General features: G+C 34.0%; 16 protein-coding genes. 5 read left to right on the top strand and 11 right to left on the bottom strand.

The genetic code is table 11. The annotated features are described in order from the left end of the window. Positions 1 to 26: 26 nt before the first annotated feature. The 9 genes from gap to MR053_RS12540 all read right to left on the bottom strand — a co-directional run bounded on the left by gap (position 27) and on the right by MR053_RS12540 (position 7,628). On the bottom strand, positions 27 to 1,043 hold the full coding sequence (gene gap / locus MR053_RS12580; RefSeq protein WP_242132771.1) for a type I glyceraldehyde-3-phosphate dehydrogenase: 1,017 nt from the start codon (positions 1,041 to 1,043) through the stop codon (positions 27 to 29). A gap of 3 nt (positions 1,044 to 1,046) precedes the next feature. After that, the gene (lipA, locus tag MR053_RS12575) at positions 1,047 to 1,928 is read right to left on the bottom strand and encodes a lipoyl synthase (protein ID WP_242132770.1); all 882 of its coding nucleotides are present in this window, start codon (positions 1,926 to 1,928) and stop codon (positions 1,047 to 1,049) included. 103 nt (positions 1,929 to 2,031) lie between these two features. Beyond that, on the bottom strand, positions 2,032 to 2,592 hold the full coding sequence (locus MR053_RS12570; RefSeq protein WP_242132769.1) for an RNA polymerase sigma factor: 561 nt from the start codon (positions 2,590 to 2,592) through the stop codon (positions 2,032 to 2,034). After that, complete coding sequence (locus MR053_RS12565) at positions 2,583 to 3,695, bottom strand: glycosyltransferase (RefSeq protein ID WP_242132768.1); 1,113 nt, start codon at positions 3,693 to 3,695, stop codon at positions 2,583 to 2,585. The genes MR053_RS12570 and MR053_RS12565 overlap by 10 nt, the downstream gene beginning before the upstream one ends. 7 nt (positions 3,696 to 3,702) lie before the next feature. After that, a complete protein-coding gene (locus tag MR053_RS12560; protein ID WP_223551010.1) occupies positions 3,703 to 3,906 on the bottom strand; it encodes a membrane or secreted protein in 204 nt (67 codons plus the stop codon). 94 nt (positions 3,907 to 4,000) lie between these two features. Beyond that, complete coding sequence (locus tag MR053_RS12555) at positions 4,001 to 4,810, bottom strand: anti-sigma factor (RefSeq protein ID WP_242132767.1); 810 nt, start codon at positions 4,808 to 4,810, stop codon at positions 4,001 to 4,003. Positions 4,811 to 4,818: 8 nt separating this feature from the next. Beyond that, a complete protein-coding gene (locus tag MR053_RS12550) occupies positions 4,819 to 5,352 on the bottom strand; it encodes an RNA polymerase sigma factor (RefSeq protein ID WP_242132766.1) in 534 nt (177 codons plus the stop codon). A gap of 72 nt (positions 5,353 to 5,424) precedes the next feature. Next, on the bottom strand, positions 5,425 to 6,438 hold the full coding sequence (murB, locus tag MR053_RS12545) for a UDP-N-acetylmuramate dehydrogenase (protein WP_242132765.1): 1,014 nt from the start codon (positions 6,436 to 6,438) through the stop codon (positions 5,425 to 5,427). Beyond that, positions 6,438 to 7,628 carry a pyridoxal phosphate-dependent aminotransferase gene (locus tag MR053_RS12540; RefSeq protein ID WP_242132764.1) on the bottom strand — a complete coding sequence of 397 codons (1,191 nt, stop codon included), beginning with the start codon at positions 7,626 to 7,628 and terminating at the stop codon, positions 6,438 to 6,440. The genes murB and MR053_RS12540 overlap by 1 nt, the downstream gene beginning before the upstream one ends. Before the next feature lie 127 nt (positions 7,629 to 7,755). Between MR053_RS12540 and MR053_RS12535 the strand changes: the two genes are divergently transcribed. Continuing rightward, positions 7,756 to 9,093 (top strand): retropepsin-like aspartic protease, encoded by a 1,338-nt coding sequence (locus MR053_RS12535; protein WP_242132763.1) that lies wholly within the window; start codon positions 7,756 to 7,758, stop codon positions 9,091 to 9,093. Between the two features lie 81 nt (positions 9,094 to 9,174). Here the strand turns inward: MR053_RS12535 and MR053_RS12530 are convergent, their stop codons facing one another. After that, entirely contained in the window at positions 9,175 to 9,591 is a 417-nt protein-coding gene (locus tag MR053_RS12530; protein ID WP_223551023.1) for a DUF1573 domain-containing protein, read from the bottom strand. 261 nt (positions 9,592 to 9,852) lie between these two features. Here MR053_RS12530 and MR053_RS12525 point away from each other — a divergent pair, with 261 nt between their 5' ends. After that, entirely contained in the window at positions 9,853 to 12,492 is a 2,640-nt protein-coding gene (locus tag MR053_RS12525; RefSeq protein WP_242132762.1) for a valine--tRNA ligase, read from the top strand. A 17-nt stretch (positions 12,493 to 12,509) separates the two neighbouring features. Here MR053_RS12525 and MR053_RS12520 read toward each other — a convergent pair whose 3' ends face one another. Then, positions 12,510 to 12,914, bottom strand: a complete 405-nt coding sequence (locus MR053_RS12520) for a DUF2721 domain-containing protein (RefSeq protein ID WP_242132761.1) — start codon at positions 12,912 to 12,914, stop codon at positions 12,510 to 12,512. 87 nt (positions 12,915 to 13,001) lie between these two features. On the opposite strand from MR053_RS12520, the gene MR053_RS12515 reads away from it, so the two are divergent. The 3 genes from MR053_RS12515 to MR053_RS12505 all read left to right on the top strand — a co-directional run bounded on the left by MR053_RS12515 (position 13,002) and on the right by MR053_RS12505 (position 15,626). After that, positions 13,002 to 14,273, top strand: coding sequence for a DUF2851 family protein (locus MR053_RS12515; RefSeq protein WP_242132760.1), 1,272 nt, complete (start codon positions 13,002 to 13,004; stop codon positions 14,271 to 14,273). 101 nt (positions 14,274 to 14,374) lie between these two features. Beyond that, positions 14,375 to 14,599 (top strand): PspC domain-containing protein, encoded by a 225-nt coding sequence (locus MR053_RS12510; protein WP_223551031.1) that lies wholly within the window; start codon positions 14,375 to 14,377, stop codon positions 14,597 to 14,599. A gap of 4 nt (positions 14,600 to 14,603) precedes the next feature. Further along, positions 14,604 to 15,626 (top strand): potassium channel family protein, encoded by a 1,023-nt coding sequence (locus MR053_RS12505; RefSeq protein ID WP_242132759.1) that lies wholly within the window; start codon positions 14,604 to 14,606, stop codon positions 15,624 to 15,626. Positions 15,627 to 15,635: the final 9 nt, after the last annotated feature.

Below are 15,635 nucleotides of genomic sequence, written 5' to 3'. Positions count from 1 at the left end.
TAAAATAATCTTACCGACAAATATAATTATTTTACCGATAAAACACACTTTTTTTCCGATAAATTGCATAATAAATCAATTATTCTTTGAGAATAACCTGTTTCATTATCATACCAGCCAATAATTTTTACCATGTTTCCAATTACCGAGGTCATTAACGAATCGAAAATACAGGAATGTGTATTTCCGACAATATCAATAGAAACAATGGGGTCTTCAGTATATTGGATAATATTTTTGTAATGATTATTTGAAGCTGTTTTAAAAGAAGCGTTTATTTGGTTGATTGAAACCGTTTGTTTTACATTAAACGTAATATCGGTTAAGGAACCATTTATTACGGGAACCCTAATGCCACAACCTCCAATAACATTAGAAAGTTCGGGGAAAATTTTAGTAAGCGCTTTAGCTGCACCTGTAGTTGTGGGAACTATTGATTGTCCAGCAGCTCTGGCACGTCTTAAGTCGCGATGTGCTTGGTCGTGAAGGCTTTGGTCTGTGGTATAAGAGTGTACTGTAGTAATATAAGCTTGATCAATACCACATAGTTTGTTGATTACATCTATCATAGGTGCGGCATTGTTTGTTGTGCACGAGGCATTTGAAATAATGGTTTCTGTTCCATCAATAATACTATCATTAACACCCATTACAATAGTTTTAATGTCGCTGTCTAGTGGAGGTACACTTAAAATAACACATTTTGCACCATTGATTAAATGGTAATCTAAATCAGGGGTAGATTTAAATTTTCCTGTAGATTCTATAACAAAATCAACATTAAAAGGCTCCCAATTTATTTGTTTGGGATGATTTTTATTTAAAAGCGGGATGAATTCATGGTTTACTATAATAGAATTAGTGCCATGTTTAATTTCAGCAGGGAAAATGCCATGTATGCTATCGTATTTAAGTAAGTGGCTTAAGGTTTTGCTATCGGATAAATCGTTAATGGCAACAACCTTAATGTATTTATGATTTTGAAGTAATCTAAAAATACGGCGGCCTATACGGCCAAAACCATTAATGGCAACATGTATCATAGTTTAATGAATGTGTTTTTGTGCATGGTAGGAAGAACGTACCAAAGCACTACTTTCTACATGCCTAAAACCAAGGTCTAAGCCAATTTGTTTGTAATCATCAAACTGTTCGGGGCTTATAAACTGTTTTACTGGTAAATGTTTTTTACTAGGTTGTAAGTACTGCCCAATAGTTATAACATCTACCTCATTAGATTTTAAATCGTGCAAGGTTTCTATAACTTCCTCTCTAGTTTCTCCAAGTCCTAGCATAATTCCCGATTTCGTTCGGCGTTGCCCTTGTTGTTTTAAATATTTTAAAACACCGAGGCTTCTATCGTATTTTGCTTGTATGCGTACTTCGCGCGTTAAGCGACGCACTGTTTCAATATTATGAGACACAACCTCCGGAGTTACGTCAATAATCCTATCAATATGCTGTTCTATACCTTGAAAATCTGGGATAAGTGTTTCAAGGGTGGTTTTGGGGTTCATCCTACGCACTGCTTTTACGGTTTCTGCCCACATAATGCTTCCCATATCCTTAAGATCATCTCGGTCTACGCTGGTAAGTACAGCATGTTTTATGTTCATGATTTTAATGGAGCGCGCCACCTTTTCGGGTTCATCCCAATCTACGCTTTCTGGTCTTCCTGTTTTAACGCCACAAAAGCCACAGGAACGGGTACAAATGTTTCCTAGGATCATGAAGGTTGCCGTGCCTTCGCCCCAGCACTCACCCATGTTGGGACAACTACCCGATGTACAAATAGTGTTTAAGTTGTATTTATCGACCAAACCCCTTAATTCAGTGTATTTTTTTCCTGTTGGTAATTTTACACGGAGCCACTTTGGTTTTGGTACTCTTTCTTTTGGTAATATGTTTGAAACGGTTTCTGTATTCATGCTATTAAATAAGGCACAAAGATACAAAGTATTGTGTTAATCTTGAATGGTTTGGTGTGTTTAAAGTTAGAAGGTGTCTTAGGGGTAAAAGCTTACAATTATGCTATGTTGAATTTCCCTTTTGCTTTTTTATTATGTCTGCTAGTAATTTTTTTGCCCTTAAGAGTTTTACCTTAACATTGTTAATAGGTTCTCCTAATTCAATGGATATTTCTTTGTAACTCAATTCCTGAAAATATCTAAGGTTTATGATTTTTTGATAATGAGGCTTTAGCTTTTTTATGTCCAACAGCAATTTGGCCAAATGCTGTTCGGTAATAATTTTATCTTCGGGAGAAGGTGATTCATCTAAAACCCTATAGGCATTGTCATCATCACGGGAAATGACTTTTGATATGGATTTTTCCTCTTTTCTTAATAAATCGATATGGATATTTTTTGATATAGTGATTAGCCAAGTTTTGAATTTATAGGATTCATCAAAAGTATCAATCCTATCAAATGCTTTAGAAAATGTTTGAATGGTAACATCTTCTGCATCATTTTCGTTTTGTATGCGTTTTAATTGGAAGCCATATACATCATCCCAATATAAGTCTAGTAAATAATTGAATGCTTTTTGGTCATTCTTTTTGGCGCGTTTAATGGCTTCTTTTATTTCCAATGATTAGGTTTTGAAACAAGATTGTTTATAAATATAAATAATTGTATGCTAATTAAGAAAATTTCTAAAAAAGGAATTGATACGATTAGGTCTTTACTATTTAATTTTTTAGAAGCTGCACCAACTGTTATATATTGCGCCATTAGTCTAATACTTAAAAAAATTATAACCCAATGCCATTGATGTTTAGTAACCAATAATATCAAAGTCAATACCCAAAAAACAAGTTGTAAACTGTAAATTAAAGCCAAAGCTATTTTATGCTTTAATTTGTAATACTTCGCAGTGGATACGTGACGCCGTTTTTGTAAAAACCACTCTTTAAAGGTGGTTTTAGCAGGTGAGGTTGTAAAACTGTTTTTCTTAAAGCAAATAGAAACGTTTTTAGTTGTGGCTACTTGATTGATAAATAGGTCATCATCGCCCGATTTAATGTGCATATGATCTATAAAGCCATTGACTTTAAAAAACAGACTTTTTTTATAGGCTAAATTTCTGCCAACACCCATGTAGGACATACCTATTTTAGTAAATGAAAAATACCGAAGTGCGGTTGTTAAGGTTTCAAACCGTATAAGTTTGTTAAAAAAAGAGTTTTTAATTCTTGTATGGGCGCCAAACCCTAATACAATTGACTTATGGCTATTGAAATGCCCAACCATTTCACTAATCCAATATTTCGATACGGGCTTACAATCAGCATCAGTAAATAAAAGTAAATCATGTTTTGAGGCTTTAATACCTAGGGTTAACGCATATTTTTTATTACCCCAAAAGGCTTCAATGGGTTTAACATTCACAATTTTAATGTTGTCGTACAATTCAGCAAACTGTTGCATTACTTCTAGGGTATTGTCATGTGAAGCGTCATTAATTAAAACAAGTTCAAATTCGGGATAGTTTTGTTGAATGATAGCTGGTAAAAACCGCTCTAAATTTTCTGCTTCATTTTTTGCACAAACAATAACCGAAACAGGTGTTGTGTTTAAATTTGTTTTGGTGGGTTTTGAAAACGAAAACCTACCATAAATAAATAGATAAATAGTAACTTGGATACATGCTACAATAATAAAAATGTAGAGTAGAATGTCAAGAATTTGCATGAACTAATTAGGAATGTTGAGGTTCGTTACATTCACTGTATTGGTCTGGAGTTCTTCCACAAAAGCCACAAGTTTCACCCTCTTTGTTAAGCATTGGGTTTTGACTGGCACAGGTGCCAGCAAACTTACCATCTTTTTTTGCCCAAATTTTTATGGCAATTCCAGCTAAGCCCAAGCCTAATAATATAAACGTTATTAAAAGAAGTTTCATCTGTGATAAATAATTTGTGCAAAGATAGGTAGTTTTATAAAATTAAAAAGCCTCAATTTCAAATTGAGGCTTAATTAATATAATATTTCTTTTTCTATTGTAAGCTTATGTGAGCAACCGAATTATCTAATGATGCTATGGAATTACCACCCTTTGGTTCTATGGTAATGTTAAGAGCTAAAGCATCTTCGGTATAAGGTATTGCTCTTAACTGTCGGTCCTCTTCTGTTAAAATACCTAAACTTACCATTTTACCTTGTAATTCAGCCCATATTTGGAAACATTGTTCTTCAGGTAATTCTGGTAATGAAACCACATCAATCATAGATGTTTTTTCTCTTGGATTAATGTAGGCAACAGTTTTTAATTTGCTCGCACGATTATTGCCTTGAATAATATATTTATAGGTTTCGGGGTCATTAAGTTTTACAAACTGTTGCATTACGGCGTCTAATTTCGCATTGTTTTCCTCTATATCACTACGTAAATCAAAAAGCTCATCAACCACCGTTTGGTTTTCTTCACTTAGTAAGTGATTGTAGTTACTAAGTTTTTGGTTTTGCTTGAAGAACATAAAACTGGTGCCAGCAAAAATAATAGAGGCTACACAGGCTGCCACACCTATTTTATACCAAGATTTATATTTTTGAAAGGTGCTTATGTTTACAACTGGAGTGTCATCTAGTTCATCTAAAACAGCGTTTAAGATGTCTTTTGGAGCTTCAACTGCATTACTTTTAGCAATAACTTCTAGGTTAAATTGCATTGTATTGTATGCATTTTGCACTTCTGGATATTTTGAGATATAAGCCTCGACCTGTTCTGTTTCGACAATAGTAGTTGTGCCAATTAGATATTTTTCTAAAAGTCCAGAATCTAAAAAAGTATTTATTTTTTCATCCATGACAATTTTTATTGCGGATCGTAAATTTTTTTCAGTTCACGCAATCCAATTTTTAATCTCGATTTTATAGTACCTAGTGGAATGTCTAATTCGTCACTAGCTTCTTGTTGTGTCATGCCCTCAAAAAAGAGAGCGTTTATTACAATTTGATATTTTTCGTCTATAGTTTTTAAATGCTTCTTTATATCTAATACGTCTTGGTTTAACGTGTTCGATGTTAACTTATATACGGATGAAACTTCTATTTGGACTTCCTTTTCGGTTTTGTTTTTTAAGGATCGTATTTTGTCTATAGCTGTGTTATATGCAATTCTATATAACCAGGTAAAAAGTTTAGCTTTAGAGGCATCATATTTTTTTGCATAACGCCATATTTTAACAAAGCTTTCTTGTAAGACATCTTGAGCAATTTCGTCATCAATAATTATCTTTTTAATAACGCCGTAAAGTGCATCAGAATAATTGTTATAAAGCAATGTTATGGCCCTTTTATCACCGTTTCTAAGTAATGAAACTATTTCTTTTTCTATTTCTGAAATCAATCTTTTGTTAGTTTAAAAGTATTAATTGCCTAATACTGGATTATATCAAATGTAGAAATTTCTTTTTATACTTTATAGAATATTTACTTCAGCTTCTAGGGTTATATTAAATAATCTTTTAATCGTTTTTTGAATTAACCTGGAAAGTTTCAATATATCTTCACCTTTTGCATTGCCATAATTGACCAACACCAAAGCCTGTTTATTATGAACGCCATAATCATTAAATCGTTTACCCTTAAATCCAGCTTTTTCAATAAGCCAACCGGCGGGGACTTTTATTTCATCTTCAGAAACAGGATAACATGGAATAAGGTCAAAGCTTTTTAACAACTTATTGTAATGTGATTTTGATATAATAGGATTTTTAAAAAAACTGCCACTATTGCCAATCTCTTTTGGATTAGGTAATTTACTTTCCCTAATAGCAATAACTGCTCGGGAAATGTCTTTTATGGTCGGGGTATTTACATTCAGGGTTTCAAGTTGCGAAGCAATGGCACCATAGTTAATGTGCAACTCGTGGTTTTTTTTGGTTAGCCTAAATGTAACACTGGTAATAACATATTTGCCCTTGGATTGCTGTTTAAATATGGAATTTCTATAACCAAAGTTACAATCTTCTTTAGAAAAGGTCTTTAGAGTTTTGTTTGCAACTGATAAAGCCTCACAGGACACAAAAACGTCTTTAAGTTCAACGCCATAGGCTCCTATGTTTTGAATTGGGGCAGTGCCTACATTACCTGGTATGAGTGACAAATTTTCAATACCGCCATACCCTTTGTTTAGGCACCAAAGTACAAATTCATGCCAGTTTTCGCCTGCATAGGCTTTAATTAAAACATTGTCTTCATTTTCTGAAATAATATCAATGCCTTTTATGTTGAGGTGAATTACAAGTGCATCTTGGTTTTTTGTAAGCAACATATTGCTACCCCCTCCCAAAATAAGTTTGTTGGGATATTTTTTTAGTGATAAAACAGACTTTAATTCGTTAATGCTAGATACGGAAACAAAATGTTTAGCAATAACATCAATACCAAATGTGTTATAAGGTTTTAAGGATATGTTGTCTTGAATGAACACTAATTGTTGTAAATCTTTAAAGCCTCTTTTATAATATTAACTGCTTTTATTAAACTTTCCTTATTAAGTACGTATGCAATTCGTATTTGGTTTAAGCCAACATTAGGGGTAGAGTAAAAGCCAGCAGCGGGAGCAACCATAACCGTTTCACCATTAATGTTAAAATCCTCTAATAGCCATTGCGCAAAATGATCGGCATTTTTTATTGGCAGTTCGACTACACAGTAAAAGGCACCATTGGGCTTAGCAACTTTAACACCTTCAATTTTTTCTAATTCATTAATTAAGGTATTGCGGCGGCCTACATACTCTTCTATAACGGCATCAAAATAACTTTGAGGGGTTTCCAGTGCAGCCTCGCTTGCTATTTGAGCAAATGTAGGGGGACTTAAACGTGCCTGCGCAAATTTTAATGCCGTTTGTATGACGGTTTTATTTTTTGAAACCAAACAACCTACACGAGCCCCACACATACTGTAACGCTTAGATACTGAGTCTATCATAATGGCGTGGTCTTCAATACCTGGTTCTTGCATAACTGAGTAGTGCTTGTGCCCATCGTAGGCAAACTCCCGGTAAACTTCATCAGCTATTAAAAACAAATCGTGTTTTTTAACCAAGCTAGCTAATTTTTGTATTTCTTCCTGAGAATATAAATAGCCCGTTGGATTTCCTGGGTTACATATTAGAATAGCTTTGGTCTTTGAGGTGATAAGTTTCTCAAATTCCTCGATAGGTGGTAAGGCAAAGTTGTCTTCAATCTTAGAAATTACAGGTACAATATTAATCCCTGAAGCTGTTGAAAACCCATTGTAGTTGGCATAAAACGGTTCTGGGATAATCACTTCATCATCGGCATCCATAATGGAACCAAAAGCAAATAATAGAGCTTCACTTCCACCTGTAGTCACTATAATATCATCGTGGGTAACTTCTATATTATTTTTTTCATAATAGTTGGCAATTTTAATGCGGTAGGTCTCTGAGCCTTCTGATCGTGAATAAGCGAGTATGTCCAATGATAGGTTCTTCACGGCATCGAGTGCAATTTGAGGCGTTTTTATATCGGGTTGGCCAATATTTAAATGATAAATGGTTTTTCCGTCCTTAATGGCTTGTTCTGCGTAAGGAACCAGTTTTCGTATGGGTGATTCTGGCATAGCCCCCCCCTTCTTTGATATATTTGGCATTTTAGTAAAATTTAATTTGAGATTGCAAATTTGGGAAAATTATCTTAAAGTTTTTTTAAAAAATGGGTTTAAATAATGTCTCTATTTTAAAGATTCGTAAATTGAATGAATAAATTTGTTTCCATCAATGCATAGAGTTTTAAGTTTTATTTTACTGATCTTTTGTTTTACTAATACAGCTTTTTCTCAAGGGAAGTTTACTGTACAAAATAAAAACAAATCAGATAAGGTTAGGTTTAAGTTTATTAATAACCTTATAGTTTTTCCAGTAGAAATAAACGGTGTAGAGCTTTCTTTTTTATTAGATACAGGCGTTAGCAAACCTATAATCTTTAACATATTAAACATTTCCGATTCCCTGAAGATTAAAGATACTGAGCTTATACAATTACGTGGTTTGGGAGATGGGGAGACGGTTGAAGCATTAAAGTCTACTAATAATGTTTTTAGAATAGGAGATGCTATTAAATTAAATCAGGACCTTTATGCAGTATATGATTCAAATTTAAATTTTGCTCCCAGATTGGGGATTCCGGTCCATGGTATTATTGGATTTGATTTATTTAAGGATTTGGTTGTGGAAATTAATTATACCCATAAATTTCTTAAGCTTACAGAACCAGATCATTACAGATATAAAAACTGTAAGACATGTGAGCGATTTTATTTGGAGTTCTATAATAATAAGCCTTACATTAATGCATCGGTAAGTATTAATAACAAAAATATCCCCGTTAAGCTTTTACTTGATTCTGGTGGAAGTGATGCCTTGTGGTTGTTTGAAAATGAAGCTTTAGGTATAAAATCCAGTGATAAATTTTTCAATGATTTTTTGGGCCTTGGTTTAAGCGGTAGTGTTTATGGAAAACGTTCTAGATTAGATGCTTTTTCTCTTAAAGGTTTTAGCTTGAAGGATGTAAATGTGGCATTTCCGGATTCATTGTCAATTTTTTATGCAAGGCGTTTTAAAAATAGAAATGGAAGCATTTCGGGAAATGTCCTCAAGCGATTTAATATTATAGTGGACTATCAACGGGGCATTATAACTTTAAAAAAGAACAGTAATTTTAATAGTAAATTTACCTATAATAAAAGCGGTATAGAGTTGGCCCATGATGGAGTTAGGTTAGTAAAGGAGAAAAATAATGACAGTAATACTATAGCAAATTCAAATAATCAAGAGTTAAACGGTACTAAAATTGTGTTGAATAATGAATATAAGCTGTTATTAAAACCAGCTTTTAAAATTGTTGAATTAAGGCGTGATTCCCCTGCTGATAAGGCAGGTCTCAAGCTTGGTGATATTATTTTATCTATTAATGGAAAACAAGCGCATCAACACAGTTTGCAGGATTTGACACATCTATTTTATGATGACATAGGAAAACGTATTAGGTTAAAAATTGACAGGAATGGTTTGGTTATGGGATTTTCGTTTATTTTAGAAGACGTATTTTCTGATTAATGAGGCTTTATTATACTGTTTCCCAACAAAAAACCCGAACAGTTTACTGTTCGGGTTTTTTGTTGCAAGTAAACAATTTATTTACTGCTGTACAATACTTTTATCTTTCTTTTCCAAAACGCTTTCCTTGCTCGAATCGACTACTAATCCTTTTATTTTTAAGGCTACGGTAGGGGTTTCAGCATTAGAAATAACTGTGATGGTCTTTCTAATAGGGTTCACTCTGTTGGTGTCGTACTTCACTTCAATTTCTCCAGTTTTTCCAGGTAAAATAGGGTCTTTTGGTTTTTTAGGAATAGTACAGCCACAGCTGGATTTTACTTGTGATATAATTAAAGGTTCATCGCCTGTATTGGTAAATTCAAAAACACGAACACCATCAGAACCTTTTTCAATAGTTCCATAATCAATAGTATCGCTTTTAAACTCAATTTTAGCTTGAGCATTCATTGAAAAACTCAATAAACCAATACATAACATAGTAATTAATTGTTTCATCTTTATAATTTTTTAGTTAATTAATTCAATATTCAATTAAGCATTTTTAGATGCTTTAGCTTCATAAACCAAGTCAAACATACTTACTTTTTCTTCAAACAACAAAAATATTAGACATACTGCACAAGTATTAACATATTCAACTTAGTGAAATGTACCATGCTTCTGTTGTTTTGCACTGTTTTTTGTAAACCTATTGGTTTCACAGCTAAAGAAATATAAGTACTTTTGCACTCTAATTGTCAAAAACTATTCCAAAGTATGCAAATTCCATCAAAATATGATGCAAGCCAAGTAGAAGGTAAGTGGTACGATTACTGGATGAAACATAATTATTTTCATTCTACACCAGACGAAAGAGAACCTTATACCATTGTAATACCTCCTCCAAATGTTACTGGTGTGTTGCATATGGGGCACATGCTTAACAATACCATACAGGACGTATTAATACGTCGTGCACGATTACAAGGTAAAAATGCCTGCTGGGTGCCCGGAACAGACCATGCTTCTATTGCTACTGAGGCAAAAGTAGTTGCTAGGCTAAAGGAGCAAGGCATCAACAAAAATGACTTAACACGCGATGAATTTTTAAAATATGCTTGGGAATGGAAACATGAGTATGGAGGTATTATTTTAGAACAATTAAAAAAACTTGGCGCATCCTGTGATTGGGATAGAACAGCCTTTACCATGGATCCCGCTTTGTCTGAGTCTGTTATTAAGGTTTTTGTAGACTTATATAATAAAGGTTTGATATACAGGGGCTATCGTATGGTGAATTGGGATCCAGAAGCAAAAACGACTTTATCAGACGAAGAAGTGATTTATGAGGAACGTCAAGGCAACTTATATTATTTGAAGTATGATATAGCAGGATCTGATGAAAAAGTGACCATAGCCACCACTCGCCCAGAAACCATTTTAGGTGATACTGCGATTTGTATTAATCCAAATGATGAACGTTTCATCCATTTAAAAGGGAAAAAGGCCATAGTGCCTTTGTGTGAAAGGGAAATACCGATAATTGAAGACGATTATGTTGATGTTGAGTTTGGCACAGGATGTTTGAAAGTTACCCCAGCACATGATGAAAACGACAAAACTTTAGGAGATAGGCACAATTTAGAAGTCATCGATATATTTAATGCCGATGCTACTTTAAATTCCTTTGGGTTGCATTACGAAGGAAAAGATCGCTTTGTGGTACGAAAGGAAATTGCAAAGGAGTTGGGAGACAAAGGCTATTTGGTAAAGGTTGAACAATATACCAATAAAGTGGGGACTTCTGAAAGGACCAAATGTGTTATAGAGCCAAGATTATCGGATCAATGGTTTTTAAAGATGGAAGCACTTGCCAAGCCAGCGTTGGATGCGGTTTTGGGTGACAATAGGGAAGTAAAACTGTTCCCTAGGAAATTTGAAAATACCTATCGCCATTGGATGGAAAACATTCGCGATTGGAATATCTCCCGTCAGTTGTGGTGGGGACAGCAAATTCCCGCCTATTACTATGGTGATGGCAAGGAAGATTTTGTGGTGGCTGAAACCAAAGAAGAAGCTTTAGAGCTAGCCAAACAAAAAGCCAACAACCAACAACTAACAACCAACGACTTAACCCAAGATGAAGATGCCTTAGATACCTGGTTTTCCTCTTGGTTATGGCCTATTAGCGTTTTTGATGGCATTAGAAACCCCGAAAACGAAGACATAACATATTACTACCCTACCAACGATTTGGTTACTGGGCCCGATATTTTGTTTTTCTGGGTTGCCCGTATGATTATTGCTGGATATGAATACAAAGGCAAACGTCCGTTTGAAAATGTTTATTTAACAGGCTTAGTACGTGATAAACAACGCCGAAAAATGTCCAAGTCATTGGGTAATTCACCAGATGCCCTAAAACTTATTGAAGATTATGGTGCAGACGGTGTTCGCGTGGGGCTATTGCTAAGTTCGGCAGCGGGTAACGATTTGTTGTTCGACGAAGCACTTTGTCAGCAAGGTAGAGGGTTGGGTAATAAAGTATGGAGTGCCTTTTATTTAACCACACTTTGGAAGGTTTCAGAAACCCTAGAACAACCGCAATTCAATAGGATAGCATTAGACTGGTACAAGGCTAAGTTTAATCAAACTTTGACTGAAATTGAAGATCATTACAGTAAGTACCGTTTGAGTGATGTTTTAATGGCAATTTATAAATTGATCTATGATGATTTTTGTGGTTGGTTATTGGAAATTGTAAAGCCGGCTTATGAACAACCAATAGATGCCCATACGTACCATGCGTTAATTGCTGTTTTTGAGGATAACTTAAAAGTTTTGCATCCTTTCATGCCATTCATTACTGAAGAAATATGGCAAACCATGAAAGTGCGTACCCCAGAAGAAGCCTTAATTATAGCCAAATATCCAAAGATAGGGGCTTCTAATACAGAACTTGTACATCAATTCGATTTTGCTTCTGAAGTGGTTTCAGGCATTAGAACCATCCGTAAAGAGAAAAATATCGCTTTTAAGGATGCAATAGATTTGGTGGTAATCAATAATGAACGTGTTTCAGAAAATTTTGATGCGGTCATCAAAAAACTGGGCAATGTGGAACACCTATCCTATTCTGAGGTTAAGATTGATGGAGCCATGAGTTTCCGTGTAAAATCTAATGAATATTTTGTACCAATTTCATTGGATACCATTAATGTGGAAGAGGAAATTAGCAAACTAACCGAAGAACTTAATTATACCGAAGGCTTCTTGAAATCGGTGCAAAAGAAGCTGTCCAACGAGCGGTTTGTCAATAATGCTCCAGAACAGGTAGTTGCCACTGAAAAGAAAAAGGAAGCAGATGCTTTGGCCAAAATAGAAACCCTTAAGGCTAGTTTGGAGAGCTTACGTTAATTAAAAATTTAGTTGGATTAAAGGGCTTCGTTATTCTCAATATCACTTATATGATGTTCCAGTGCTTTTACCGAAATCTGGATTTCAACAATCAAGAGTGCTAAGGATAAAATGAGTAAAAGCAAAGCTAAACCAAATATCCAAACGGCTATGGTGTGTTGTTGAATGTAAATTAAAAACATGGTGAGCACGCAAAGCAATAAACTGGTAATACCAAAAATTTGCATGGAACGCGTTAAGTAAAGCCGCTTTTTAATATTTTCTATTTGTTTTATTAATACCTTATTTTTTTTCTTTTGGTACTTATCATGAAGGGCCCTAACAACAGCAGCGTAAGCCAAAAATCTATTAGTGTAAGCTAGCATAATTAAAGAAATAGCTGAAAATAGTAGTGCAGGTGTTGTTAAAGTAAGTTGTTCCATAGTGTAATTTTGTGCAAATTTATCAATTTGTGTAATAATTATGGATTTAGAATTTGTTAGTTTTAGAGTAAGTTTTATCTTTCTATTATGCAAGAAGACTTTTTACATTACCTCTGGAAATATAAAAAAATTGACCTTCATAGATTAAAAACTGTCCAAGGTGAAGTAATTGTTGTTAAGTCGATTGGGCAACATAACTGTGATGCAGGCCCCGACTTTTTTAATGCCCAGTTACAAATTGGTGAACAGCTTTGGGCTGGCAACGTAGAAATACATGTGAAATCGGCAGATTGGTTTTTACACAACCACGAAAAGGACAAAACTTATGATAATGTTATCCTGCATGTGGTATGGGAACATGATACGGAAGTCTTTAGAAGTGATAATACTACTATACCAACGTTACAGCTTAAAGATTATATTCAAACAAATGTATTGAATAATTACAAAGCATTATTTGCTAAGAAAAATAGTTGGATTAACTGTGAAAATGATTTCACAAGTATAGGTGATTTTTTGTTAAACAATTGGCTAGAACGTCTGTATTTTGAACGTTTGGAACGAAAAGCATTAACTATTGAATCGCTGTTAGAAACTTCAAAAAATGATTGGGAAGCTGTATTGTTTAAACTGTTGTCTAAGAATTTTGGTTTAAAGGTCAATGGTGAAGCTTTCTTTAGTATGGCAAACGCAACAGATTTTTCAATAGTTAGAAAAATTCAATCCAACCAGCAAAATCTAGAAGCCTTATTTTTTGGTCAGTCAGGTTTATTATTGGATACCATTGAAAATGGTTATCATAATATCTTGGTAAAGGACTATGAGTTTCTTAGGCAGAAATTTAAATTAGAGAACTCAAAAGTACTGCCTTTGCAGTTTTTTAGGTTAAGGCCCTCAAGTTTTCCAACCATACGCTTATCTCAGTTGGCTAATCTGTACCATTGGCATCAAAATTTGTTTTCAAAAATTATCAAATCAAAAACATTGAATGAGTTTTATAAATTGTTCAAGGTTGCAACTTCAACCTATTGGCAAAGTCATTACACCTTTCAAAGAGAATCCAAACCATCTATTAAAACTATTTCAAAAGCTTTCGTCGATTTATTGCTTATCAACACCATAATACCTTTAAAATATTGTTATGCAAAACAACAGGGGGATCCAGTAGATGATGAGATTTTAAAGCTTATTTCAGAAATCAAATCTGAACAGAATCGTATTGTAGAAGCCTTTCAAAAGTTAAAGCCAATAGCAACATCAGCTTTACATTCGCAAGCTTTGGTTCAGTTAAAAACAGAATATTGTAGCAAAAATAGATGTCTACAATGTGCTATTGGAAACAAGCTTTTGAACAAATAAGGTAAGATTATATACATTAAGGTTGATGTCAATTAATCATTAACCTTTAACTTCTTTAGAAATTAACTTTTAAACTAAAAAAGGAAATACTAAATTGCGACATGAATGTTTACAAACCATTACTTTTTTTTCAAAAGCATGGCTATTATGTGTGCCAGCGTATTGCAGATCGATTGGGTATTAGAGCTAAGGTAGTGCGTACGTCGTTTATGTACCTAACCTTCGTGACTTTAGGTTTTGGCTTTGCGTTATATTTGTTTTTAGCATTTTGGATACGCATTAAAGATTTAATTTATACGAAACGCTCATCAGTTTTCGATCTATAATTATATGACTAATCATCTAATTCGTTTTTTTAGAACCAAAATATACACAGCTTTATTTTTGTTATGTGTTATCATGTTAATTGGTGTAATAGGCTATGTTATAATATCGGGCTATTCATGGGTCGATGCCTTTTATATGACGGTAATAACTATGACTACCGTTGGTTTTGGGGAAGTGGTGCCATTGAATGAAGAGTCCAAGGTTTTTACAATATTTTTAATACTGGCTAGTATAGTAATTGTGGGATATGCCTTATCGGTTATTACGGAATATATCTTAAGTAAAAATAATTTAGAAGAATTAAAACACAGGAGAATGCAAAAACAAATTGATGGCTATAAAAACCATGTTGTGGTTTGCGGCTATGGAAGAAATGGGAAGCAGGCCGTTAAAAAACTAATGGCACATAAAAAAGCTTTTGTGGTTATTGAAAAAAATAAGGAACTGGAAGAACGCCTTCAAATAGATGGAGTACCATATATAATTGGAAATGCTAATGAAGATGAGGTGTTAATACAAGCCGGTGTGGATCGGGCTTCTAATTTTATTTCAGCATTGCCAAATGATGCCGATAATTTGTTTGTGGTCCTCTCAGCTAGGCAAATAAATAACGAAATCAATATAATTAGCAGGGCATCTAACGAGTCGTCTTATGATAAATTGAAGTTTGCCGGGGCGAATAACGTGATTCTTCCAGATAATATTGGAGGTAACCATATGGCATCGTTAGTAGTTGTTCCAGGATTAATGGAATTTGTTGATAATTTGAATATCGTAGGTAAAAACAATATTAATATAGAGGAAGTAGCCGTTGAAAAGTTGCATACTAAAACATCTGGTAAAACCATTAAGGATTTAGATTTAAGAAAAAAGACCGGTTGCACAGTCATTGGTTATAAGGACGAGAATGGTGATTATTTTGTGAATCCTGAAGCAGAATTGGAGTTGGCTCCTAACTCCAAGATAATTGTTTTGGGGCGTCCAGAACAAATAGAAGCTTTAAATGCAGTTTATAATATAGATTAGCTTTTTCTA

Source organism: Aestuariivivens marinum (assembly GCF_022662175.1).
GTDB classification, from domain to species: Bacteria; Bacteroidota; Bacteroidia; order Flavobacteriales; family Flavobacteriaceae; genus Aestuariivivens; species Aestuariivivens marinum.
Note: the sequence above shows the minus strand (reverse complement) of the source record. Positions and strands in the feature narration are given on the sequence as shown.

Bases quoted from the DNA above. Each gene is read 5' to 3' on its own strand.
- gap (WP_242132771.1), bottom strand. From the start codon at position 1,043: ATGATACATGTTGCCATTAATGGTTTTGGCCGTATAGGCCGCCGTATT.
- lipA (WP_242132770.1), bottom strand. From the start codon at position 1,928: ATGAATACAGAAACCGTTTCAAACATATTACCAAAAGAAAGAGTACCA.
- MR053_RS12565 (WP_242132768.1), bottom strand. From the start codon at position 3,695: ATGCAAATTCTTGACATTCTACTCTACATTTTTATTATTGTAGCATGT.
- MR053_RS12560 (WP_223551010.1), bottom strand. From the start codon at position 3,906: ATGAAACTTCTTTTAATAACGTTTATATTATTAGGCTTGGGCTTAGCT.
- MR053_RS12555 (WP_242132767.1), bottom strand. From the start codon at position 4,810: ATGGATGAAAAAATAAATACTTTTTTAGATTCTGGACTTTTAGAAAAA.
- MR053_RS12540 (WP_242132764.1), bottom strand. From the start codon at position 7,628: ATGCCAAATATATCAAAGAAGGGGGGGGCTATGCCAGAATCACCCATA.
- MR053_RS12535 (WP_242132763.1), top strand. From the start codon at position 7,756: ATGCATAGAGTTTTAAGTTTTATTTTACTGATCTTTTGTTTTACTAAT.
- MR053_RS12530 (WP_223551023.1), bottom strand. From the start codon at position 9,591: ATGAAACAATTAATTACTATGTTATGTATTGGTTTATTGAGTTTTTCA.
- MR053_RS12525 (WP_242132762.1), top strand. From the start codon at position 9,853: ATGCAAATTCCATCAAAATATGATGCAAGCCAAGTAGAAGGTAAGTGG.
- MR053_RS12520 (WP_242132761.1), bottom strand. From the start codon at position 12,914: ATGGAACAACTTACTTTAACAACACCTGCACTACTATTTTCAGCTATT.
- MR053_RS12515 (WP_242132760.1), top strand. From the start codon at position 13,002: ATGCAAGAAGACTTTTTACATTACCTCTGGAAATATAAAAAAATTGAC.
- MR053_RS12510 (WP_223551031.1), top strand. From the start codon at position 14,375: ATGAATGTTTACAAACCATTACTTTTTTTTCAAAAGCATGGCTATTAT.
- MR053_RS12505 (WP_242132759.1), top strand. From the start codon at position 14,604: ATGACTAATCATCTAATTCGTTTTTTTAGAACCAAAATATACACAGCT.